A 22,357-nucleotide genomic window follows, 5' to 3' on the forward strand; every position below is an offset into this window, starting at 1 on the left:
CCTGGTGCGGGCGGACACGGGTCAGACGGCGTACTGGTCGTGCGGAATGGCGCGGTCCCACACTTGCTCGAACGCGGCGGCGGACTGGGCGACCGTGAGCGGGTGGTCGGTGTACGCGTGGCCTGCCCAGTCGCCCTCACCGGTCCAGTAGTGGACCAGCAGGCGGCGGCCGTCGATCAGCCACAGGTCGTTCGCGGGAAGCAGCAGCCCGGACGCCTTCGAGCGGGGCAGCCAGCGCACCTGCTCACCCGAGGCGACGTTCAGCGGCGTGACGGCGTGCTCCCACCGGATGTAGTCCGTGACCGGTTCAGAGACGACGCGGGCCCGACGCATCACCACGCCGCGGCCGATCGTCTCGCGGACCAGGCCCAGCCACTCGGGCCACCACGAGTGCTCGGGGTCCACGATGGCGTGCCCGGTGCGGCGGAACTCTTCGAACTCTTCCGCCTCGTCACCGACGCCGTAGGCGTCGCGCAGCTCCAGGTGCACCGCCGTGTGCTCGGCGCTGCGCAGCAGCGCGGCGAAGTCCGGCACGCCGGGGCGTTCGTGCCACACGGGGCCGGTCGAGTCGGTGAGCGTCGCGAACGCCTGCTGCACGATGGGTTCCATCCGTGCGGGCAGGCGCACCACGGACTCACCGGCCGGCACGCCGGTCGCGTGCCCGGGTACCCACTCGGTGGCGTCGATCTCCGCCAGCATCCCGGGCGCGGGCTTCCAGCCTTGGATCACGACCTCCTGTCGCTCCTCGTCCGCCCACACCGTGGGCGAACCGCCACCGCCCGTGCTCGGGTCGATCCCGATGAACCGTAGTCCCATGGGGTGCTCCGTCCCTCATCGCTTCTACGTCATTGCACGGTTTCGCGGACATGGCGGACCGTCAAGAGCGCACGGGCGCATCCGGGACCCGCCGCTGTCCTGGGCGATGAAACCGTAGCCCCTCTTCGCGTTGAGCCGCTCCAGGGTGCCGCTGGCCCTGCTGATCTTCCGTTCGGGTGATCGCCAACTATGCTGACACCGACCTGAACGTGTCGAGGTCGATCTCCGCCCCGTGCCGTCCGTGGTGCCACGGCACGACGGATTCGCGGTCGGGCCACTTGACGACCAGGAAGGTGCTTTCGACCACTACGGTCGGCCTGAGTACCGTTGCACGACAGTCGGCAGACCGGGGGAGCCTCCGAAGATCTGGCCCACTCGAACTCACGGTGCGGTTACGGGTCTGGCCGGAGTTCCGTGAAGGGCCAGGTCGGGGCCGTGCATGCAGGATCGTTTCCCTGTGGAAGCCAGCCCGAACACGGCGGGCTCGGCCCGCAGCATCCCGACGTCGGACAGGCAGTCCCCGCCCAACGCGACCGCCAGTGCCAGGTCGAGCAGGACCTTCCCGGGATCGTGCACCGCCCGCGGCCTGCGCCACGGTTCCAGAGCCGCCGACAGCGAGGTGTCGAGGCCGGTCCGACGGGCGGTCTCCACCAGCAGCACCCCACCGGCCTGCGAGACCGCACCGGCACCACCGCCCCGGACACGGACATGCGGATAGAACCCACTACGCTTCTTCACCTGGAGAGTGCTTCTTTCCCTGCGGCGACCGGACCCTAGACAAGCCCTATCGTCCCAGGTCAGAGGCACTCTCCGCTTGTTTGATCAAGACCCGGACAAGCCCGCTCGTGAAGGCACGGGGTGGCGGGGCACGGGAATCAACGATTGTTCAGTAGCGCGGGGCAGGTCCCGACGTCCAGAACCATCGTGTCCGCATTGCCGCTACGCCCGACCCGGGTGAAGCCGAGGGTAGTGTAGAGGTGCACGGCGGGGTTGCCGTCCTCGACGCTCAGGCTGAGCCGAGCGACCGGGGCCGGTCCCTCGGCGGCGGCCTGGACCAGCGCCTCCATCAGAGCCCGGCCGTGCCCGCGGCCGCGGTGTTCGGGCAGCAGGCCGAGGGTCAACTCGGGAACGTCCGCAGCGACGAAGCCGTATCCGGGCTCACTCTCGGGGAGATACCGTGCCCAGGCCGCACCGATCGGTTCGCCGGCAACGGTCTCCGCGATGACCCCGAAGTCGTCCCTGCGGGGCCAGCCGACGAGGCAGCGCGCGGCGTGCGGCTCAGCGGCGAGCTGCTCGGCAGTGAACCGCGGCTCGCCGTTACAGTTGTATGCCTCGAGCAGGATGCGCCAGAGGAAGTCGGCGTCGCTAGCGACGGCGGGGCGGAAAGGCATCAACGTCCTTCGGGTCGGGAGCGATGCGGGCCGCCCGACGATAGGTCGCCATCCGCAGATCGGCAAGGAGTTTTGTCGCGGAGCGCCTGCCCCGCCTGTCGACCCTCACAGAGCTGCCGGGAACCTCCGGGCCGACGCCCCAGCCGACGATCACCCGCTACTGGCCTTCACTCCGGGAGTGAACTTCCCCGCACTGCCCATCAGGACCCAGGAATGCCCTACCACCCCAGGTCAAAAGCACTCCTGGACGTGTTGGCCACTCTCAGCTGCGCTGGCTCGTGAAAGCCCGAGGTTAAGGCATGAGACCAGGCCCGCCACACGAGCCTGGCTCCACCGGGAGCGCGAGCTCTATGATCGCCGCCGAAGGGGATGCTATGGGATTCTGGGACTGGCTCGGCGTGATCCTCGGCGGCCTGATGGTCGTCACGGCAATCGCGGCAGCAACCATCGGGGTGTTCCGCGAAGGGGAACGATCGACCCTGCGCGGAGCCGCAGGCATGGCTGGGCTCGGGCTGATTTGGGGCACCAACTCTGTTAAGCCCCTGCACCCGCCCGGTATAGCGACGGACCTGCTCTACGCTGCCGGGATCGCACTTGTGCTCCCCTCGACCGTGGTCGAGGTGCGATGGAGAAGGGACCGTCGCGCCGAGCGTAAAGCTGCAGCAGCACTACGCGATGCCGCCGACGCGACGCCGCGGCGGGGCAGCTGACCCAAGAAGCCCCAGGCCGCCCGGCCCGAGCGCGCGGCCGACCGGTGCCGTTCTGTCTGGCCGCCCACAGGTTTTGGCAATTCCTCGGAGCCTAGGCAGGTACCCGAGCCTGCGGTACCGCCGGAGGCAGCGTCAGAGCGACTTTTCGGCACCAACGCGGCTGCAGTGGCCTTCGCAACTCGACCTCTCACCGCATCTCGTCCCGTTGGGAGCTCCCTCGCCACTCTGCCGTTCTGCGGATTTCTCCGCGCTGGACCTGAGCCGATGAGAGTCGGTCAGGTCGCGCACAACAAGAGGATTCCTCAAGGTGCACGATGGGGAGCGAGTCAGCTGCCGTGACGTCGGTGCACACGGTGACGCTGGGTGCCCGCAGCCGCCCGCTTCGGGCCCGGCACACCACCTTCGATCGCCCCTTCGGCGTCGTGATCTTCGCCGACGTCAGTGGCGTCCCCCTCTGCACCGCCTGGCAGGCGAGGCTTCCGCGTAGCACCTGACCCGTACTCGGCCCGCACGTACCTGCTCGAGGTCCGTCCGGGGCAGAGGAGGCCATGGACGGGGCTTCGCCGCGCTTGAGGGATCCATCAGGCGCTGCCCTTCAGGTCCCGGTCGTGGAACTGTTGGATGAGCTTCTCGGTCGCGTCTTCCATCTCGACGTCCAGGGCACGCAGTTCTTTCTGGAGGCGGGAGATCACACGCTGTACCTCCGCGCGGTTGCCGCAGGCCGCCTCGAGTGCGATCCAGTCCCGGTACAAGCGCTCTGCGGTGGGTTCGACCTCGACGCCCTTGGCGATCGCGGCCCTCGCCGCGGAGTAGTGGCCGCTCGCGGTCTGGTAGCGGGCGACGGTGTGGGCGGTGTCGACGATGCGCGAGACCATCTCCTGCTGGTCCGGCATACTCCACGCTGCGGTACTCCCGGCGAAGGGGCGGCCCCGGACCAGCGCGAGCGCGGTCTCGAGGCCGTCGACACCTGCGGGGCCGGCGAGCAGGCCGCTTTCCGCGAGCTTGCAGAACCGGGTCCAGTCGCAGCGAACCCCGATGAGGGCGGGCAGGACGCCGTCCCGGGACTTGCGGGGCAGCCGCGGATTTCCGTCGGAGGTGTTCCCGAGGAGGATGCGCACGTCGTGCAGACGCTGTTTGACGGTTCGTTCGTTCCAGGGCGTGATCGGGTTCATGGCGTAGGCGAGGTCGTCGCGCATGCGGCCTGGCCGCAGGTAGAGGTACGCCGCGACCTCCGCCAGGCGTCGGCCGCGACCGCTGCTGCCGAGCCCGGTGACGTCCACCGGGCCCAGCACCCGGATCTCCGGAGCATGCAGGTCAGCGGGCCCTGCGACCGCCGCAGACTGCGTCGCCACGCCGTCCGTCTTCGCAGCGGGCGCGGCGACCTGCGTCGGCGGTACGGGGACAGGCACGGCCGGCCGCGCGGTCTCGCCTGCCGACTTGGTGAAGGCGAGGAACGGCGTCACCGGTGCGCTCCCGGCAGGCTCCTCAGCGGCGGACTTCGACGTGTGGGCCGACGCGGCCGCGCCGGCGAGCCCCGGTTTGGGATCGTCCAGGTCCTGGGAGTCGTCGGCTACCCGGGTCCACGCGCCGGTGGCCTCTTTGGCGGGCTCTTCGGTGGTGCCCAGGTCGCGCTTGAGGATCTGGTACTCGGTTTCCGTCACGCGCTGCAGGTTGACCGCGGCGGCGCCGGGGGGAACCAGTTGGGGGTCGGTCGTCGCGCAGTCAAGGACCAGTGCTTCCGGGAACAGCGACTGCAGTCCGTGGGCCGGCAAGGCGAGCGCGACCGGTGCGGTGGGGGAGCGGGAGATGAGATTGGCGAGCTCCCAGGCGGTCTCGGGGTCGATGTTGTCGGCGGCGACCAGCATCCACGGCATGGAGGCGTCGTGGTCCTGGTAGGCCGTCAGGAGCAGGTCGGCGAGGTCGGTAACGGCGTGCCGGATCCGGTCGAGGCACCGGATGCGTCCCGTGGCCATCATCGCGGGGAGGCCGGCCTCGACCAGGCCGGCGCTGAGGACTTGGAGTTCCTGGCCCCACGGACTGGTGGCGGTATCGAGTGCGAGTCCGCGGGCGACCTCGCGGATCTCCTGTGCGCTGCCGTCCAGGAGCAGGGTGCGCGCGGCGGCGAGGTTGAGGAGCAGCAGCGTGCCGTCGGGCTCGGTGCCGATGGTGGTCAGCATCGGGTAGGGCGCCGCCACGTCGGCGGCCGTGGCCGGGTCGAGGAGGTCAGCTGTCGGGTCGAGGTTCCACCAGCCGTCCTCGCCGGCGGTGAACGGCGCGATGGGCGGCCCGTCTGCGCGCAGGTGGATGCCGGTCGGGGTGATCCGGGCCGCCTCGAGCACCGGGAGCGGCTCGTCCTCGGGAATCCGACCGGCCAGGGTGCGCAGCGCCAGGTCGAGCCGTTCGGCGGTGGGGGCGTCGGCCTGGTTGGCGAGGATCTGCTCCAGCGAGCTGGCCTCGGGAGCAATCGCGATGGTTTCGCCGGGGCGGCGGGAGCGCTGTTGCAGGGCTCTCTTGATGCCGTATCCACCGACGAGCCCAGCGGCGAGCAGGGCTGCGATCGCGGCGCCGATGCGAAGCTCGCTTCCGGTTTCGGTGGCAGATGCCTCGGCGGCTGGCGAGGGCGTGGCAGGGGAGGCGGCTCCGGTCGGCGTGCTGCTCGCAGCCGTTGTGGGCGGCGCTTTGGCCGTGGTGGAGGGGCCGGGTGCGGTGGGCGCGCCCACCGCAGCCGCGACGGGGCCGGATAGCGCAGCCGCGCTCTGGGACCCGGTCGGCGCCGGAGTCGCCGTCGGTGCGGTCGGTGCGGCGGTAGGCGTCGCGGCGGGAGAGGTTCCGGTGTGGGAGCCGTCGCCGGTCGGCGCAGGCGGCGGGGTCGGCGTGCGCTCTGGGCTCTCGAGCGCGGGCGCTGAGGCGGGCTGGGGGATGGTCAGGTGCCAGCCGGGCAGGATGTGGTTGGAATCGGTCAGGTGCGCGCCGCCGGGCTGCTCGATCCGTTGGCTGGCCTTGAAGATGGCCGGGTAGTCGTCGGCGTTGCCGAGATCGTCTGCGGCGATGCCGGACAGCGTCTCACCGGGCTTCACGATGTGCACCGTCTCGTGGGTGATGGATTCGTGCTCGGCGCCGGACTCCTGCGTCCCGTGGCGTGCGGTCCGGTGATCCTCTTCGGCGGACTTGGTGGCGTGGTGTGCGCTGGACGCGGGCGCGGGGTGCTTGGCGTCGGCGGGTAGCCGCAGGGTCCACCCGGGCACGAGGTGGAGGGTGGAAGCGGTCAGGGTCTGGCCGTCCGTCTGCATGATGCCGTCGTTGAGGGCGGCGATGTCCTTCCAGCGGGTCCCGTCGCCGAGGTAGTGCTCGGCCAGGCCCCACATGGTCTCGTCGCCGGAGGTGACCTGGTGAACCCTGCCCTTCCAGCCCGACGCGGCGTCGGCGACGACGTCCGCGGCGACATGGTGCGGGTCGGGTGTGGCGTGGTGGGGGAGGTGGAGTGTCGCCGCCGGCGCGGGGGCGGTCTGGGCGATCGCCGTCCCGGTGGTGGGCAGCAGCAGGACGGCCGCGGCGACTAGCGTTGCGGCCAGGTGCTGGCCCGCGCCGAGCACCGGCAGGCGCGGGGCGGCGCGGTGGCGCAGCACGGCGACGAGTTCGAGGAGAACCTGGAGGGTGAACAGGCCCCAGGCGAGCCAGCCGACGGCGGTGATGGCGCCGAGGAACAGGCCGCCGTTGTCGGGGCTGGTGAGCGCGTTGGTGGTCTGCTGCCAGGTCGGGACATGGTGTGGGTTGGTGCCCCAGGCCAGCAGGGCGAGCGGGACGCCGGCCTCCAGGGCTGCGAGCGCGGTGAGCGCGCCGAGACCCTTAAGCAGGCGGGGGAGCGGGCGCGAGCCCATCATCAGCCTCCCTCGTAGAGGAGTTGTGCGCTGCCGTGCCCGGTGACGCTGCCGGGGCCGATCAGCGGGAACGGCGGGGCGTAGGGGGTGGTGACCGTGACCTGGACCTGGTTGCCGTTGACGGTGACGGTGCCGCTCACCCCTGCGGAACGCAGGTAGGCATGGGCGGCGGTGACGGCCCGCTGGGGCTGGATCTGGAAGCCGTGCCCGGTCAGGGCGGCGCCGGTGTCGAGCGCCTGCGCGCCGGAGCGCGCGGCCTCTTGGGCGGTTGCGTCGGCCTTGGCCAGTGCCTGGAGCTTGAGGCCACCGTCGACAACCAGGGCCAGGACCGCGAAACACGCGAGGATCACGATCGCAGTGAACATCGACAGGCTTCCCCGCTCACCGTCCTCGTGTCGCGCGCGCAGGTGGCGCTCACGCAACGCGCACCCCCAAGGTCTCCCTGGTGAGCGGCATCGGGGCGGTGGCGCGCTGCCGGTACTGGTCGATCGAGCAGGTGAAGCTGCCGCGAAGGGTCTTGGTTCCGGGCACCCCCGGGAAGAGGCCCGCGAGCTGGACCTGGCAGGTGACGGTGACGGTGACCGCGGCGGGCTGCCCCAACGGGGCGGTGAATCCGGCGGTCGGGACGGTGACGTCCGTGTTCACGCAGTGGATCCCCTGGGAGGTCAGGGACTGGGTTGCGACCTGGAGGGCGGCCTGCCGGGCACCACCGGGGGAGTTCTGCAGAGAGGCCGCGCGGGCGGCGTCGCGGGCAGCGTTGGCGACCGTTGAGCCGGCCAGGTAGACCCGTCCGGCCAGAGCCATCAGCCCGAACACGAGCAGCAGCACAGGGGCGAGGATCGCCATCTCCAACGACAGTGCCCCATGTTCGCCTGCCACGGGCCTGGGGGAGCGGGTCATCGGGTGAGCTGCTCCTTCGCGGCGGTGGCGGTCTGGGACAGATGGAAGGTCAGGCCAGGGATCCAGGTGGTCACGCTGCCGGTGACGGTGATCGTCACGTTCGCGCCCGTCTGCGAGCCGGAGACCGCAGGGCCGGTGATGCTGCCGCCGGTGCGGTGCAGCAGGTCCCAGGTCTGCGCCTCGCCCTCGCCGAGGGTTCCGCCGTGGACGCGGGCGGTCTCGACGCCCTGTTGGGCCGCGGTGACGGCCACGTCGCGGGTGTAGAAGTAGAAGCCCGCCTGGACGATCGTGAACAACAGCAGCATCACGACCGGTGCGAGGATCGCCAACTCCAGCGACAGTGCGCCCCGGTCGGCGCCGTCAAGGCCGCGGCCGTGTAGGCGGATGCGCTGTGGAGGTCTTCTTCGCCGTGGTGGTCGACGAGTCATGGGCCTGTGATCTTCCTCCCTTGGTGCCGGTGGCGCTTCCCGGCTGGTCAGCCGATCTGGTTGGCCTTCTGGGTGGCTTTGGTGGTGACGATGGCGACGACGATGCCGGCGATGACGACCAGCGCGGCGATCAGCAGGGCGAGCTCGATGGACAGCGCTCCGCGCTCGCGGTCCTCGTCTCGGTGCAGGGTGCGAATGCGGGAGGCGCGGGCCCGCAGCGTGGTCGTCAACAGGGTGATCAGTGGGTCGGACATGGAAGCCTCCGTGCAGGGTTGATGAGGGAGAAGTCAGCTGTTGACGACCCGGATCATCGCCGGCAGGGCGATGTAGCAGGTCATGATGATCACCAGCGCGGCGACGGGGACGACCATCTTTTCCGAGGCCGTGTTGGCGTGGGCCTGCTGGTCGGTGAGCAGCACACCGCGCAGTGAGCGGGCCTGCGCCTGGAGCGTGGAGTAGACGGACGCGCCCTCTTCGCCGGCGATCGCGATGATGTCGGCGGGCATGCCGAGTTCGGGGACGTCGATCTCCTCCGACAGCTGCCGCAGTCCGTCCCAGGTCGCGATTCCCGCGAGCTCGGCGTGCAGCAGGGCGTCGCGGATCCTCTCGAACACCCAGCCGTCTCCGACCTGGGCGGCGCGCTTGAGGGCTTCGCTGGGGCCGGCGTCGGCTGCGCGCTCCAGCGAGACCAGGTCGAGGTAGGAGGCCACCGCGATGCGGAATTCCGTGCGGGCCCCGGCGGCGCGCTGGTGCACGTTGACGTCGACGAGGAACCACAGCGCGACCGCGAACACGATCGAGGCGACACCGGGGATAGCGAACGGGATCCGGGCTCCGCCCGCGACAGCCAACGCTGTGCCGACGGCGGGGAGCAGCAGTCCGTAGAGGGCGGCGCCGAGCTTCTTGCCGAGCTGGAGTGCCGGGGACTCGCGAAGGATCGCGAGCTCCTTGCGGGGCAGCCGCACCAGGCTGTCGCTGAGCCTTGAGAGCGCCCAGGAGCCCAGGCGCTCGCGCCAGTCCGCCGGCTCAGCGGCGCGCTGTGGGGCGAGGAGGTCGAGGCGGCCCGCGTCCATGCGGGCGATCACGTCCCCCAGGTCGCCGCGTCCGCGCGAGAGACCGGCCACGAGCATCGTGACGCCGCCTCCGACGGCTGCACCAGCGAGGAGAACGGGGGCGAGGGGGATCACGGCTGCACCTCCGTGGTGCGCTCAGCCAGCGACTTGGTGCGGTCCGCGGAGGACAGGAAACGGGGAGTGGGGCGCATGTTCGCCATCGACCGCATCCACGCGACCATCGCGGCGAAGCCGAGGGCGAACCCGACCATCGCGAGCACCCCGAGCGGGCTGGAGTAGGGGCCGACGTAGGAGCCGGAGAACATCGACAGAGCGAACACGACCAGGCAGAACAGCACGATCCAGCGCATGTTGGCGCGCGGCTTGGCGCGGTCGGCCTCGACTTTCCGCCGCATCAGCACCTCCTCCTGCACGCAGGAGGCGAGCTCCTTGAACGCGCGGGACAGCCCGCCGCCTCGGTCCTGGACGTGGAGCAGCATCATCGCGACGACCATGTCGGCGGTGACGTCGTCCAGGTCGTCGCCGAACGCGCGGTAGGCGGCGCGGGTAGGCCAGCCGGCGGCAAGGCGCCCGACCAGAAGCTTGGCCTGGGGTTCGATCGCGGCCGGGACCTTGGGGGCGCTGGAGCGGATCGACTGCTCCAGCGACAGCCCAGTGGTGTGGATGTCCGCGAGCCGGCGCACCCACTCCTCCAGGCCCTCCAGGCGGGCGATCCGCATCGCGTGCTCCCGCCCCGGGTTGAGCAGCCAGACCACGTTGCCCGCGACCAAGCCGGACAGCAGGCCGGCCATGGGCCAGCCGGTGACCAGCCACACCGCCACGGCGACCCCGCCCCCGGCAAGGACCCTGGTGCGGCGCGTGCGCCACCAGGCGGCACGCGCTTGGCCCCCGTCGAATCCGGCCAGCGCCCGCAGCCTGCGCTCCGCGTGCCCGCGGCGCCGGGCATTCTCCGGCGTCGCCCAGCCGGCGAAAGCGGCCACCGCGACGACCAGGCCGGCCACCGCCACCGCCGCGCACAGCGCGGCGATCGATTCCATCAGCGAGATACTCACAGCTTCGTCACCGTCTTCAACTCGTGGGTCCAGGTGCCGAACGGGCTTTGCAGCCACTCGCGTTGGAAGCCCACTCGGACCAGGTCGTCGATGCAGGCGGGCATCTGGTGCGGTACCGCCCGCGGTTCGCGGCGTCCCCCTTGGTCCTTGGGGGCGAAGATGCGCTGCACGGACGGGCGGCCGCCCTCGCCCAGGCCGGTGATCTCCAGGACCTCGGCCACGAAGCGGTGCCGGCGCCCGCCGATGCCCGTCTCGTCGACCTGCCGCAGGTAGACGATGAACTGGCAGGCTTCGGCGATCAGCCGGTAGGCCAGCTCGACGCTCATGCCGATCCCGGCCTGCAGCGCGAGGGTGGTCACGCGCTCGATCGCGGCGCGGGCACAGCGGGCATGGACGGTGCACATCGATCCGCCGTCGCCCTCGATCATGCCGTGGAGCATCGGCAGGACCTCGACCGAGCGGACCTCGCCGACCAGGATCCGCCGCAGCGACATGCGCTGAAGTTGGGGAAACAGGTCAGCGAGAGTGAGCTCACCGAGCATCCGCCCAGTGGCGTCCTTCTCACCGTTGCCCTCGCGGGCCTCGAACGGCACCACCTGCGGGCCGGGACCTGGAAGCTGGTGGAGCCACAGCTCGTACTCCGACTCCAACGTGCCGATCCGCTCACCCGGTTGGATCTCACGGGCCATCGCGCGCAGGAGACTGGTCTTGCCCGCGCCCTGCCCACCCACGATGAAGACGTTCTTCCGGGCCAGCACCAACGCCTTCAAGAACTGAGCGAGGACGGTGTCGAGGGAGCCCCAGCCGACCATCTGGTCCAGGCGCGTGTCCTTGAGCCGGTGCTTGCGGATCACCACCTGCGGCCGCGGGGTGACGAGGTAGGTCGCGGCGAGCCGTGAACCATCGAGCAGCCGCATGTTCAGCACCGGACTGGCCGGCGACAACGAGCGCTCGCCCTGCCCCTGGGAGCGGGCCAACTGGTTGACCAGGTCCACCAGGTCGCCTTCAGAGCCGACGATCGGGGCCACCATGGCGGTGGGCCGGTCCTGGTAGACCACTTCGACCGGCTTGCAGCCGTCGATACGGATGTCCTCCACACCCATGTCGTCCAACAGCGGCTGCAGGCGGCCCGCGCGGAAGAGGTCGTCGAAGACCGCCCGCTTGATCAGGTTCTCCTGCTCGGAGTCCAGCGGAGCCTTCTTCGCGCTGTAGTCGGTCGCCCAGGCCGCGACGACCTCGACCACCAGTCGCCAGCCCAACTGCTGCCGGTCCCGTTCGCCCATGACCTCGTCGCGCACCCGGTCCGACAGCAGCCCGGCGACCTTGCCGCGCAGTTCTGCCAGCACGTCGAAGCCCACCGGGAGCACACCGGCCGCCCCATGCACGCTCTGCTGCGCCGGCAGCGCCGACGGGCCGGGCTCGGCGGGAGAGGCCGGAGCGGGTGTCTGGAGGGCCGCTTCGAAGGAAGAGCGCAGGACCTGGAACGAGGTTGCGGTGCTCGCGCCGTTCACGACGGTGCGCGGCTGCGTGTCAGCCACCGGTACCCCCCAGGTCGACGGAGGCGTAACCGCCCACGTGGAGCTGCGCACGCCGCCGGGCCCCGAGCGCTGTGATCGGCTCCCATGCCGAGCGGGCCTGCCGCAACAGCAGGGACTTCAGGGTCAGCCCGCGCCGGTCCGGGCCGTGGGCCAGCGCGCGGGCGGTGTCCGGGTCCCAGCCGAACTGGGCCAGCACCGGCACCTGGAGATGGTGGGCGATCTCGTTCGCGGCGGGCTGCTTAGTCTCCTGCACCAGGAGCAGGCCGAGCGCATCCAAGCCCGTGCCGCGCTCGGCGAGGTCGCGCTTCAGTGCCCTTATCACCGGGTCCGCCGCCACCGCACCGACCATCGACTGACGCACCGCCAGCAGCACGACGTCCGCGCGGCGCAGCACCGCGGCCGGGTAGCGCGTACTGGACAGCTCCCCGGACTCGATGGCCACCCGCCCGGCATCGACGACCACATCGAAGCCGTTCCGCTCCAGCACCGGCCACGCCGGCACCAGGTGCTCCCACACCCCTGCCATCGCCGATGCCTGCGCCGGATCAGTCAGCCCCGGCAGCAGCATCCGGTTCCCGACGCCGCTGTCCAAGGAGACCAGGTGCTCAGCGAACTGACTCCCGAGGTTCCCCGCACGGACCGCGGTCGCGAGCCGGTGCAACCCGATGCTGGCGTTCACGTACCCCTGGAGGAAGCCGGCCCGCACCGAACCGCCCGCAGGGTCGAGCTCCACGAGGACCGACTTCTTCGGCGCGGCCAGAGCGAGCGCCAAGGAGCTGACCGTCACCGCGCCGGAGCGCGCGGAGACCAAGGCGACAACCGTCATCCCACAGGTCCCGACTGCAAAGTGATCGCGACCTGCCCGACCGCCGCCCACGCCGCGAGCTGCGGCGCGTCACCCGGGTTCACCGCCAGGTCCACCACACTGTTCCCGCCTGCGTCCGCAGGTCCAACGGAGACCACACTCGCCAGGACCGTCATCGGCGCCGCCGGCACCTTGCTGTCGCCCTGCGCCGGAGTCTGGACCACCTGCACGGAACTGCCCGGCTCCAGCATCCCAGCGGGCAGCTGACCGGGCTTGGCCAGCACCCCGACCACGGTCTTGCCCGCGGTCACGTCAGGGCCCGAAGCCACCGACCCGCGGGTGAGCAGCGACCCCTGGGTGAGATCCGTCAGCGCGGTCTTGCCCAGCACCTGCGAAGCATCCCGCGACGGCACCGGAGCTAGCGCCGGATCCGGTGCGACCTGCGCCACCATCAGATCTCCTGTGGTGAGCACCTGCCCCTTCGGCACCATGTGGGCCAGGGCGAGGACCGGCACCCGGTCACCTGCCTGGTGCACCATTGCGTACGCCCCGAGTGCCCCGACGACTGCGAGCGCCGCTCCAGCGGCGGCGAGCATGGGCCGCCTGGCCCTGCGGGGCGCACTCGTCGTGATCGGCACCGGCCCGAGTCCCTGCTCGACCGGCTGCCGCGGCTTGATCACTGCCATCAGCGTTCCTGTTTCCCTTGCGCGTCTAGTTGTTCAAGTCCCGCAGCTCACCGATGACCACCGACGAAGCCGACCTCCGGGTCACCGTGATCTGGCCTGTCTGGCCGGTCGTGGCCTGCCAATTCACCACCCACGTGGCCGTGGCGTTGATCGCATATCGCCCCCCGGGCTGCGATACGGAGACGGTGGTGTAGGTGTGGCCGCACGGCGGCTGGGCGTTGCCGAATGACGCCTGATAGGCCTCACCTGGATTTGTGCAGGTCACCGACTGGCCGTCGCCCAGGTTCCATACGATCTGCGTCGCGCTTCCGGTCGCGGTCACGGTCACGGCACCCGTTGAGGCTGAGGCTGAGTTCGGGCCCCACGTCGTTGGGGAGACGTTGTCCCACAGCCACACGGGCAGGCCGACGACCCCGTTCGAGCCGGGTGGGGGAGCGATGCCGACCGCCGGGCCCTGCAGGCCCATCTTCGACACCGCCTGCTGTGCCAGGGCTTGAACGTCTACCCCACCTCCGTAACCGGGCGGTGGATGCTGGAACCACCGTGCTCCACCACCGGGTAGGTCCTTGCCGGTGACAAGCGGGCAGTTCCCCGAGTAGATCGCGCCGTCACCGGGCTTGTGCCCTCGCCACAGGGCGCTGCTTGCGTCCGGCTGGGGACTCATCAGCTGGTAGTAGCAGCCGTTCTGAGAGTCGAACCAGCCGAAAGTGGAGTTGTAGCAGGGGAAGGTGTGGCCGGAGAACTGGCACTCGGCAAGCCCGCCTCCTGCTCCTCCATCGCCAGCTCCGCCTCCGGATGTTCCACTGTCCGACGAAGGCGAGCTCATTGCCGACACGCTGCAATCGGTCACGCCGACCGGGCAGGTCACGCTGCCGCCCCCGCCACCGTCAGCCCAGACGGCAGGCGTGGTGTGCAGCCCTGTAGTCCCGATGGACAAGACGGCTAGGAGGCGGCTTGCCCGGATCAGCATGTCACCGTTCGGTCGACTGAGTCGTCGTAGATGCGCCACTGGACGTTGTCGAAGGTCGCCTGAAAGGTCCAGGGGTGGCGGAACACCTTGTCCGCCAGCTGCGCGGGCTGCCCCGTCGCCTTGTTGACGGGCCGGTAGTTGGCACTGTCAATGCAGTCGGTGATCGTCGCGGTCTTGGACGCCAGGTTGAGCGCGGTCACTATCGGGCTCAGCGTGGGCCTTCCTCGCATGACCAGACCCTGCGACCGGTAGTACTGGACGGAAGCCCGGACGTTCGCATCTGCCTTCCCGATCGCGAAGGCGCTGATCGGGAGTCCTTCGAGACTTCCCTGGGTGTATGCCTGCACCTGGAGGTTCCAGAACCCCCGATATTCGGTCAGGAGTTGTGCCTTCGCCGCATCGCTGGCGTTCGGCGACGGAGAGGCGGCAGCTGAGGTAGGCGCCACGCTGGGGGACAAGGCCGACTGTTTTGGGGAGCTACTGCACCCGGCCACGAGCAGGCTGGCGGCAGGCACCATTGCTGCGGCCATGAGACGCCGGCTGAATCGCGTGGACCCAAAGGTTCTTTCAGCGGTGCGCATGGCGGCAGCCCCCTTGCTCTTCGTGTACAGATCTTGAACGGATAGTAACGGCCCAGGGCAATGGATTGTTCGGAGTTCATCAAGACCCCGGCTGCTGTGAACACGCCTCAGCTGGACTTTCAGTAGGTCGATCTGAGCCCGCCGCGTTCCCCGTGCCAACTGAAATCACCCGCGAAGGTGACAAATACTCCTGGCACATAATCCTTCCCGTGTGCTCTCCCGGCCGGGACTCGCCTCCCGCCAGGCGGGCTCGCCTCCACCCAAGGGAGACCACCAGATCCCTGCGTCGCTGCCCGCATCCGTGACGGAGTTACCCCGGCCGTGCCGATCGGCAGGGTTGCTGACCATGTTCCTCATGGGCGGGTCGGAACCGGCGAGGTCCCTGATGGGATCGGCATCGGCGGTGCACGTCAAAGTCGAGGGGACGACGCTGAGCAGGAGAGGGGGTCGGCCGACCTGGTGCCGCCACGGCCCTCGCGTCGGCTTCTCGCACGCCGTTGCAGTCTGCTCGGCGAAGCGGCGAGGTATTCCGTGAACGCCGTCTGTTCCGGCTTCTTGATCCAGACCTTGACCAACGCGTGCCTGGGCTCAACGCCCTGGCGCTCGTCGTGGGTGAACGCGTGCAGTGCCGCGTCAGGGGTTACCTCGTGAGCAGGCGGAGCGGTCTCTCGCTCGAAGTCGCGGTCGCGACTCTCACTCGACGCCTCTCCGAACATGGTGCGGTGCTTGCGCAGGAAGGCGAGCGCGAGTGAGGTGGCTAACCGAGAAGCGCCGCGCTGTGCAGGTCCGTGCTCAGCGGTCAGCGGAGTGTCCGGGGCTAGGCCGAATCCTGGAGCAGGTCCTTGATCCGGGCGTCCGAGATACGGTTCTGCGGGTCAGGCCGTTGCGGATCCCGTGACGACCGTCATGACGAGCCGGTAGTCCGAGGGCGGGACGATGTTCAGGTCCACCCGGGCTCCGCTCTCCTGGTAGCTGAACAAGTGCCGGTCCTCACCGGTCCTCACCGGTCGGCCCCGGGGGCGTCTTTCGGTGACCGCCTTCCCCGCACGCAGGGCCTCCAGCTCCTCCATGCTCACGCACCTCTCAGGCATCCGGGGTGTCAGGTCGGTGTTCGAGCACCGTAGCGCGGTCCCCACGCACGACGACCCCATCGGATGGGGGCGACTCCCCGTCCACTGCTCACATGAGGAGCGCGCGACCTCCTGCACGGCCCGGAGACGCGCGCGGTCGACAGCCGCCGTCTCGTAAAAACGCGAGGCCAAGCGCCGCTCGCCAGGAGCGAGGTGACCAAGGTCAACCCCCAGCCCACCGCAGGCACCGCATCCAGGTCACTCATACATACGGACGGGCACAGGCCCTCGGCAACGGGCTCAGCCGGGTGGTACTGGTGGCGCATGCCCGAGAGAGTACGTGCACGTCCGGCCTGGCCGGACAGCGGGCTGGACACGGTTACCCCAGCGCGACGTCCTCTGCCTCTCGCAGGATCGCCAGCCGGGCCCGGAGGGGCTCTGCGAGGTCGAGGTTGTCACCTCTCCTGTTGGTCTGCAGAAGCTGAGTGATCACCGCGAGTTCGGCGAAGCGACCCGAAGGCGTGTCGAGCTGGTCGGACAGGTGGTGCCGGACGTCCGCCGCAACGTCGGGGACGAGGAGGCTGTAGGTGTGGAGCATGGCGGCGTCGTAGCCCGCAGGTGCCATGCCCCATCCCTCCCAGTCGAGGATGTGCAGCCCTGGAGCGGTCAGATTGGCCCAGTGCAGGTCACCGTGAGCGGCGGCCCAGACGACTCCGTCCTGACCGGGCATGAAACCCAGGTACTCCGGCATGGCCCGCTCCAGGTACTCCTGGCGCAGCGCGACCCGGGCGGTGTGGACGTCACGGACCGCGCCGAGCGCGATCATCAGCCCGACCCACCACTCCCCCGAGAGGCGCGGAGCAGAGCGCAGGACGGGGCTGTCCGTGGTGATCGTCGTGTCCGCGACGACGTCGTAGAGCTCGGCCAGGTAGGCGTCCTTGTCGTCCGTCCAGGCGGAAGAGGCTCGTAGTCGCGGGCGGGGGACGCTCGCGGGCATTGCGAGTTCCGCCTCGGTGGGGCCCTCCCAGAGCTTGCCGCCGGCCTTGTCGGCCGGTGCCGAGACGAGGCGGAGCCAGCGCTCGCCGTCCTCGGTGGTGACGCGCCTGCTGAGGGTGCGCCCGCGCCAGCCCCATGATTCGCCCTCGCCGAGGACTCGGGCTCTGAAGGTGCGCGCGGCGTTCGCGTGGGCTTTGCGCATGCGCTGGGCGGTTGCGGGGTCAGGTTCCGAGTACATCCGTGATCCTCTGGAGTTGGTCCCTGCTCAACACAGGGCCGTCGAGCGCGGTTACGGCCTGGTGCCAGTGTTCCTGGCTGCCGGTGCTGATGAGGACCCGGCGAACGCCCGGCGCGGACCCGACCACCGTGAGCGCTGCCTGGGCCGGGGTGCTTCCCGGCGCGATCAGGTCGATGAGTTCCGGGGTGAACAGCTCGGGGACCTGGCCGCCGTGAAGCGGGGCGGCGGCGAAGACGGCCAGGCCCGCGGCGCTGGCGTCGGCGAGGACGCCGCGTCCTTCGAGCACCTGGGCTATCGGGGCGAGGCGCACGATGGAGAGCGGGAGTTGGACGGCGCGTAGGCGGTGGTCGGCTCCTCCGGCACGGAAGGCGGCGCCCAGGAGGGTGGGGATGTCGAACAATCCGCCGCTGAAGCCGCTCCAGGTGGCGACGCCGTAGGAGCGCAGTTGGCCGTCGCCGCAGGCTTCCTCCAATACGGTGAACGCTGAGTACAGCAGCTCGTCGACGTGCTCGGGTGGGCAGTGGTGCTCGGGGTTGTGGAGGAAGACGAGGTCGGGCATCCGACCCAGGTGGCGGCGACTGCGCGCGATCTGCCAGCGCAGGTACTCCGGCTTGAGACTGTGGCCTTCCGCAGCTTCTGCCTCGGTCAGGACGCCGGCCGCGACGGCGGCGGGACGGTCGGATTCGGCGATGAAGCCGACCTTGGTGGAGACCCGGACGCGGGAGTGTCGGGCGAGGACGGGGGCGAGGGCTGTCTCGGCTTGGCCTGCAGCGTAGTTGGGGGCAGTGTCGAGCCAGTCGGCACCGCACCGGGCCGCCATCGAGGCGGCCCGGCGGATGTCGGGGCAGCGGTAGGTACCCAGCCCCATGCGAGTTCTCACCTGTTGCCTCCGAGGGCGGCGGCGTTGCCGTTGACCAGCTCGGTGACCACGGAGGCCGCCTGGGTGAGGGTGAGGCCCGCGCGGTCGGCCAGGAGGGCGAGGTGGTGCTGACCGCCGTCGGCGAGCTGCTCCAGGAGCGGCAGCACGGGGGCGGCGAACGTCCAGTCCTGTCCCCCGGCGACCAGGTGGACGTTCCCGTCGCTGTCCGTGAACAGGGCCGAACGGGAGGGCAGCAGGCGCACCGGCAGATCCGGCTGCGGCGGGATGCCGTTGACGAAGGGCAGCGAGGGCGCAAGCCGCGGGGACTCGGTCGCGTCCCGGGCCGCTGCGAAGCGGGCGACGAGGTCGGGGCTGTCCAGCTCCTCCAGGATCAGCTTGCGTAGCTCGTCGACGAAGGCGCGCTGGTCGGCGTCACCGGCCAGGCGGGGCACCTCGGCCCGGACTGCCTCGTGGGCGCGCAGGGTCTCGGACAGCCAGGTGATCAGATCGGCGCCGCTGTGGGACTGCAGGCCGCAGGTGACGTGGAGGGAGTGCTGGCCCTCGGACGCGGCCACCGCGTGCCACCAGCCACGTGGGAGGTAGAGGACGTCTCCGGCGGCCAGGACCAGGTCCGCGACGGGTTCGGTCGGCGGCGGCTCGGGTGCCTCGAGGTCGCGGTGCATGGGGGCGGTACGGGTGGGGCCGTACAGACGCCAGCGCTTGGCGCCGTCGAGCTGGACGACGACCACGTCGTGGTCGTCCCAGTGGGTGCCGAAGCCCTCTGTGCCGGTCCAGGAGGCATAGAGGTTGATCTGGCAAGAGGTGCGCAGCCAGCGCTCCAGCTGGGCGGCGAGGTGGTGCAGGCCAGGGTGGAGCTCGTCGACGGCGTCGAGTACCAGCGTCGCTCCAGCGGCCAGTTGCTGGTGCAGGGCGTCGGGCTGCAAGCGCCGCCAGACGGTGCTGCGGCGGGTGACGACGGGCTGGGTGTAGCGGTAGTCGGGGACGGGTTCGCCGTCGGCGGCCAGGCGGAACCGTGGGGTGTCGAGCCGGTGCCGGGCCAGGATCGAGTTCAGGTCGTCCCAGCTGATCAGCCCGGCGACGGACGCGGCTTCGCCGCGCGCGACCAGGTAGCTGCGGCCGAACGCCTGGGCGAGGAAGTCGTCCCCGCCCAGGCGCTGGGCCACCGAGAAGGGCTCGGTGGTCATCGCGTCAGCCGTCAGTCGTTGGTGTCGCTGACGCCGGTGGAGCCGCCGTCGGACTCCTGCATGGCAGCACGCGAGCGGGCGGCGGCGACCCGGGTGCGGGCGATGAGCAGGCCGTCGTTCTCCTGCTCGGTGGCGCTGGTGAGGTGCTCGTGCATCGCAGTCCTCCTGCGTGAGAAGTGCGGACCGGCCGGATGCCTGGTCCATCGGGTTGTGTGCGGCGGCTCCCGTCGCGGGGGAGCGTGAAACCGGGAGCCACCGCGTGGTGCGGGAGCCCAGGCCAGGGCCGGGCTCCGTTCCCTGGCCCGCGTCGCGACCGGGCCAGGAGCTGGGGGTCAGGTGCTGCCTTTCGGTGTGAAGTCGGCTGCCATCGGCGCGGCCACGCGCACGAGGGTGGTGAGCCGTTCCTCGCCGTCGAGGCGGGAGTCCGGGCCGACCTCGAACCAGACCCGCTTGCCAGCGGGGTCGGGTTCGGCTCCCCAGTCGGCAGCCAGGGCCGCCACCAGGAGCAGGCCGCGCCCGTGCGGCACCGAGGGGTCGAGTCCCCTTGGGGTGGGCAGTTCGGGGTCGGTGTCGGTGACCTCGACGCGCAGGCGCTCACCGGTCCACAGGACCAGCACCGCGCAGGCGGCGCCTGTGTGCCGGGCGGCATTGGTGATGACCTCCGCCGATAGCAAAGCCACGTCTCGGCGAGCGGCGTCGGTCAGCGGCAACTCCCGCTCGATCACCAGGTCCGAGATGACCCGGCGTGCAGCGGACACCGCGTGTGCGGCGGGCTCCACGCGGAAGCCCGGACCGAGCTGGCTCGGCGCAGCGGCAAGAACGGACATGGCTGGCCTTTCGAGGAGGAGCGTGCACCGACTTCCGCCGGCCTTCTCTCACCCCGGGCGCTCCCGGGTGTCTCCACCAAACCGCTCTCAAGCGCGCCGAACCACGGCAGAATTGATGCGCACAGGACGCATCCGTGCTGCAAACCGACCGCTGAGCTGGGACGTCGCACTCCAGGCGAATCCGGCTCGCCGAGGAGGACGTGCGTGGCGACCAGGAGGCCCAGGCTCATCGAGCGCCGAAAGGCGGTCGGACACACCCAGGAGTCGCTGGCTGAGACGATGGGGGTCGACCGGACCACCGTCGGGCGGTGGGAGAGCGGCCACGCCGCGCCTCAGCCGTGGATGCGCCCCAAGCTGGCTGGGACACTCGGTATCACTGTCGATCAACTCGCTGAACTGCTCGACAGCGCAGGCCCCGAGACAGCCCGACCAATGGACGTTCCCCTGCAGTTACCCCAAGCGCGGCGACCTGCGAGCCCACGGGACATGGTCGCCGCTATCGCGACCGACTCCGCTGAATCAGCCCTGTTCCTACGGTTCGCCAGCAGCACGAACGTCGACGACATCCTGCTGGAGCAGTTGGAGGCGGACATCGCCCGCCTAGCCGTCGAGTACGTCAGCAAGCCGGTTCCCGACCTGATCCACGAGATCAGTTGCCTCCGCCGTAGCGTCTTCGACCTCCTCCAGGGCCGCCAGCACCCGCAGCAGACCATCCAGCTCTACCTCGCCGCAGGCCGCCTCAGCGGACTCGCCACCCACATCGCACTCGACCTCGGCCACTACGCCGTCGCCGCCACCCACGCCCGCACCTCCTGGCTCTGCGCCGAACACGCCGGCCACAACGGGCTACGCGCCTGGGTCCGCTCCGTCCAGTCCCTCATCGCCTACTGGCAGCTCGACTACGCCCAGGCCGCCGGCCTCGCCCGAGCAGGAATGCCGTACAGCGACGGCGGGACCATCGGCGCCCGCCTCCTCAGCCTCGAAGCCCGCGCCTGCGCCGCGATCGGCGACCAGGCCGGAACGCTGCGCGCCATCGAGTCCGCCGCCGAGGCCCGCACCAGCTCGGCAGTCGCGGATCTGCCCGGCGTCTTCACCTTCCCCGAAGCCAAGCAGTGGGCGTACGCCGGCACCGCGCTCCTCGCTCTCGACAGCCCGCGCTGGGTACCCCAAGCGATCGGGGCGTCGCATCTGGCCATCGCCCTCTACCAAGCGGCTCCAGTGGCAGACCAATCATCCGGCGACCTACTCGCCGCCCACCTCGACCTCGCGAACGCCCACCTCGCCAGCCGAGACACCGACGGCGCCCAGGAAGCGCTCAACGTCGTCATGCAGGCCGGTCCAGAACGGCTCACTGCCAGCATCGCCAAGCGCCTCCAGGCTCTGAACAGCAGCCTCGCCTCGCGGCCCTTCGCCCGATCGCCCGCGCTCCTGAGCCTCCGTAAGAATGTCCAGGAAGCCTGCTCCCGCCCCGCCCTCACGACCAGCCCGGAGCCAAGCACGTGACGAGCAACACCGCACAGCAGGACGCCGCCCTGACCGACAAGACCCGCCTGGCCACCAGCGCATACGCTGACGAACGGCACCTCGCCGCACGGCAGTCGATCTACCAGTGGCAGCAGCCCCGCTACGACCTCCCCGGCATCGTCGTCGAACAACTCACTGAGATCACGGGAACCGTCCTCGACATTGGCTGCGGCAACGGCAAGTTCGTCACCCGCCTCCACCTCGACCGGCCCGATCTCCGCGTCATTGGGATGGACATCTCCGCTGGCATCCTCGCCGACGTCCCGCGCCCCGTCGTGGTCGCCGACGCCCAAGCGCTCCCGTTCGCTGACGCCTCCATGGACGCTGTCCTGGCGATGCACATGCTCTACCACGTGCCCGCCATCCCGGCCGCTGTCAGCGAGCTCGCCCGCGTCCTCAAGCCCGGCGGGCTCATGATTGCCTCCACGAACAGCGACGCGGACAAGCAGGAACTCGATCAGCTCTGGAGGCAAGCCGCCGCTGATGTACTCGGCGTCACTGAAGGCCCGTCTCGGGTGTCCCTCAGCTCTCGCTTCTCGCTGGAAAAGGCACCGGAGCTGCTCGGCCGAAGCCTCGTGGACATCCGGGTTATGGAGCTGCCAGGCACGATCGAGATCGCAGACGCCGAACCAGTGGTGGCCCACCTCGCGTCCTATGAGGCTTGGGCCGATCAGCTCGGCGTGCCCTTCACCTCCACACTCAGTAGGGCACGAGAGTTGGTCGAGGCGGAGATCGCTGAGCAGGGTTCGTTCCGGATCACGTGCCTCGGCGGCATCCTCGTAGGCCGGAAGTAACAGACGGAAAGGACCG

The 22,357-nt window shown here is 70.2% G+C and carries 23 protein-coding genes and 1 pseudogene; 3 read left to right on the forward strand and 21 right to left on the reverse strand.

Annotated elements, in window-relative coordinates; genetic code table 11:
* Positions 1-21: 21 nt before the first annotated feature.
* The 3 genes and pseudogenes from TR50_RS22280 to TR50_RS22290 all read right to left on the reverse strand — a co-directional run bounded on the left by TR50_RS22280 (position 22) and on the right by TR50_RS22290 (position 2,207).
* A complete protein-coding gene (locus TR50_RS22280; protein WP_236654530.1) occupies positions 22-816 on the reverse strand; it encodes a DUF6879 family protein in 795 nt (264 codons plus the stop codon).
* A gap of 468 nt (positions 817-1,284) precedes the next feature.
* Positions 1,285-1,554: pseudogene (locus TR50_RS22285) on the reverse strand (transposase); the annotation flags it as partial.
* Positions 1,555-1,691: 137 nt separating this feature from the next.
* Positions 1,692-2,207, reverse strand: a complete 516-nt coding sequence (locus TR50_RS22290) for a GNAT family N-acetyltransferase (protein ID WP_042424507.1) — start codon at positions 2,205-2,207, stop codon at positions 1,692-1,694.
* Positions 2,208-2,557: 350 nt separating this feature from the next.
* Here TR50_RS22290 and TR50_RS22295 point away from each other — a divergent pair, with 350 nt between their 5' ends.
* Entirely contained in the window at positions 2,558-2,917 is a 360-nt protein-coding gene (locus TR50_RS22295) for a hypothetical protein (RefSeq protein ID WP_042424510.1), read from the forward strand.
* A 581-nt stretch (positions 2,918-3,498) separates the two neighbouring features.
* Here TR50_RS22295 and TR50_RS22305 read toward each other — a convergent pair.
* The 18 genes from TR50_RS22305 to TR50_RS22385 form a co-directional block, all read right to left on the reverse strand.
* Positions 3,499-6,798, reverse strand: coding sequence for a LysM peptidoglycan-binding domain-containing protein (locus TR50_RS22305; RefSeq protein WP_152648558.1), 3,300 nt, complete (start codon positions 6,796-6,798; stop codon positions 3,499-3,501).
* Positions 6,798-7,160 (reverse strand): hypothetical protein, encoded by a 363-nt coding sequence (locus TR50_RS22310; RefSeq protein ID WP_042424518.1) that lies wholly within the window; start codon positions 7,158-7,160, stop codon positions 6,798-6,800. The genes TR50_RS22305 and TR50_RS22310 overlap by 1 nt, the downstream gene beginning before the upstream one ends.
* Before the next feature lie 49 nt (positions 7,161-7,209).
* A complete protein-coding gene (locus TR50_RS22315) occupies positions 7,210-7,695 on the reverse strand; it encodes a TadE/TadG family type IV pilus assembly protein (protein WP_042424521.1) in 486 nt (161 codons plus the stop codon).
* Positions 7,692-8,123: a TadE/TadG family type IV pilus assembly protein gene (locus TR50_RS22320; RefSeq protein ID WP_084700737.1), complete on the reverse strand. Its 432-nt coding sequence runs from the start codon at positions 8,121-8,123 to the stop codon at positions 7,692-7,694. The genes TR50_RS22315 and TR50_RS22320 overlap by 4 nt, the downstream gene beginning before the upstream one ends.
* A 47-nt stretch (positions 8,124-8,170) precedes the next feature.
* Positions 8,171-8,377, reverse strand: coding sequence for a hypothetical protein (locus TR50_RS22325; RefSeq protein ID WP_042424523.1), 207 nt, complete (start codon positions 8,375-8,377; stop codon positions 8,171-8,173).
* A gap of 33 nt (positions 8,378-8,410) precedes the next feature.
* Positions 8,411-9,310: a type II secretion system F family protein gene (locus tag TR50_RS22330; protein WP_052441209.1), complete on the reverse strand. Its 900-nt coding sequence runs from the start codon at positions 9,308-9,310 to the stop codon at positions 8,411-8,413.
* Positions 9,307-10,233 carry a type II secretion system F family protein gene (locus TR50_RS22335; RefSeq protein ID WP_042424638.1) on the reverse strand — a complete coding sequence of 309 codons (927 nt, stop codon included), beginning with the start codon at positions 10,231-10,233 and terminating at the stop codon, positions 9,307-9,309. The genes TR50_RS22330 and TR50_RS22335 overlap by 4 nt, the downstream gene beginning before the upstream one ends.
* An 11-nt stretch (positions 10,234-10,244) precedes the next feature.
* On the reverse strand, positions 10,245-11,786 hold the full coding sequence (locus TR50_RS22340; RefSeq protein WP_052441211.1) for a TadA family conjugal transfer-associated ATPase: 1,542 nt from the start codon (positions 11,784-11,786) through the stop codon (positions 10,245-10,247).
* Positions 11,779-12,612, reverse strand: a complete 834-nt coding sequence (locus TR50_RS22345; protein WP_042424526.1) for a CpaE/TadZ family protein — start codon at positions 12,610-12,612, stop codon at positions 11,779-11,781. Before TR50_RS22345 ends, TR50_RS22340 begins: the two co-directional genes overlap by 8 nt.
* Positions 12,609-13,277 carry an SAF domain-containing protein gene (locus TR50_RS22350; protein ID WP_042424534.1) on the reverse strand — a complete coding sequence of 223 codons (669 nt, stop codon included), beginning with the start codon at positions 13,275-13,277 and terminating at the stop codon, positions 12,609-12,611. Before TR50_RS22350 ends, TR50_RS22345 begins: the two co-directional genes overlap by 4 nt.
* 25 nt (positions 13,278-13,302) lie before the next feature.
* Entirely contained in the window at positions 13,303-13,599 is a 297-nt protein-coding gene (locus tag TR50_RS45700) for a hypothetical protein (RefSeq protein ID WP_152648559.1), read from the reverse strand.
* 641 nt (positions 13,600-14,240) lie between these two features.
* The gene (locus TR50_RS45705; RefSeq protein WP_152648560.1) at positions 14,241-14,828 is read right to left on the reverse strand and encodes a hypothetical protein; all 588 of its coding nucleotides are present in this window, start codon (positions 14,826-14,828) and stop codon (positions 14,241-14,243) included.
* A gap of 875 nt (positions 14,829-15,703) precedes the next feature.
* Entirely contained in the window at positions 15,704-15,898 is a 195-nt protein-coding gene (locus tag TR50_RS22365; protein ID WP_152648561.1) for a hypothetical protein, read from the reverse strand.
* A 379-nt stretch (positions 15,899-16,277) separates the two neighbouring features.
* Complete coding sequence (locus TR50_RS22370) at positions 16,278-17,132, reverse strand: hypothetical protein (protein ID WP_042424545.1); 855 nt, start codon at positions 17,130-17,132, stop codon at positions 16,278-16,280.
* Positions 17,116-18,000, reverse strand: coding sequence for an aldo/keto reductase (locus TR50_RS22375; protein ID WP_042424548.1), 885 nt, complete (start codon positions 17,998-18,000; stop codon positions 17,116-17,118). The genes TR50_RS22370 and TR50_RS22375 overlap by 17 nt, the downstream gene beginning before the upstream one ends.
* Positions 18,001-18,008: 8 nt before the next feature.
* Positions 18,009-19,196 (reverse strand): cupin domain-containing protein, encoded by a 1,188-nt coding sequence (locus tag TR50_RS22380; protein ID WP_042424551.1) that lies wholly within the window; start codon positions 19,194-19,196, stop codon positions 18,009-18,011.
* An 11-nt stretch (positions 19,197-19,207) separates the two neighbouring features.
* Positions 19,208-19,351, reverse strand: a complete 144-nt coding sequence (locus TR50_RS47620; protein ID WP_162837966.1) for a hypothetical protein — start codon at positions 19,349-19,351, stop codon at positions 19,208-19,210.
* 177 nt (positions 19,352-19,528) lie between these two features.
* On the reverse strand, positions 19,529-20,023 hold the full coding sequence (locus tag TR50_RS22385; RefSeq protein WP_052441212.1) for an ATP-binding protein: 495 nt from the start codon (positions 20,021-20,023) through the stop codon (positions 19,529-19,531).
* Between the two features lie 204 nt (positions 20,024-20,227).
* On the opposite strand from TR50_RS22385, the gene TR50_RS22390 reads away from it, so the two are divergent.
* Both TR50_RS22390 and TR50_RS22395 read left to right on the forward strand, forming a co-directional pair.
* The gene (locus TR50_RS22390) at positions 20,228-21,526 is read left to right on the forward strand and encodes a helix-turn-helix domain-containing protein (RefSeq protein WP_052441213.1); all 1,299 of its coding nucleotides are present in this window, start codon (positions 20,228-20,230) and stop codon (positions 21,524-21,526) included.
* A complete protein-coding gene (locus TR50_RS22395) occupies positions 21,523-22,341 on the forward strand; it encodes a class I SAM-dependent methyltransferase (RefSeq protein WP_042424554.1) in 819 nt (272 codons plus the stop codon). Before TR50_RS22390 ends, TR50_RS22395 begins: the two co-directional genes overlap by 4 nt.
* Positions 22,342-22,357 lie beyond the last annotated feature (16 nt).

It is taken from the genome of Streptacidiphilus anmyonensis, assembly GCF_000787855.1.
Classification (GTDB): Bacteria; Actinomycetota; Actinomycetes; order Streptomycetales; family Streptomycetaceae; genus Streptacidiphilus; species Streptacidiphilus anmyonensis.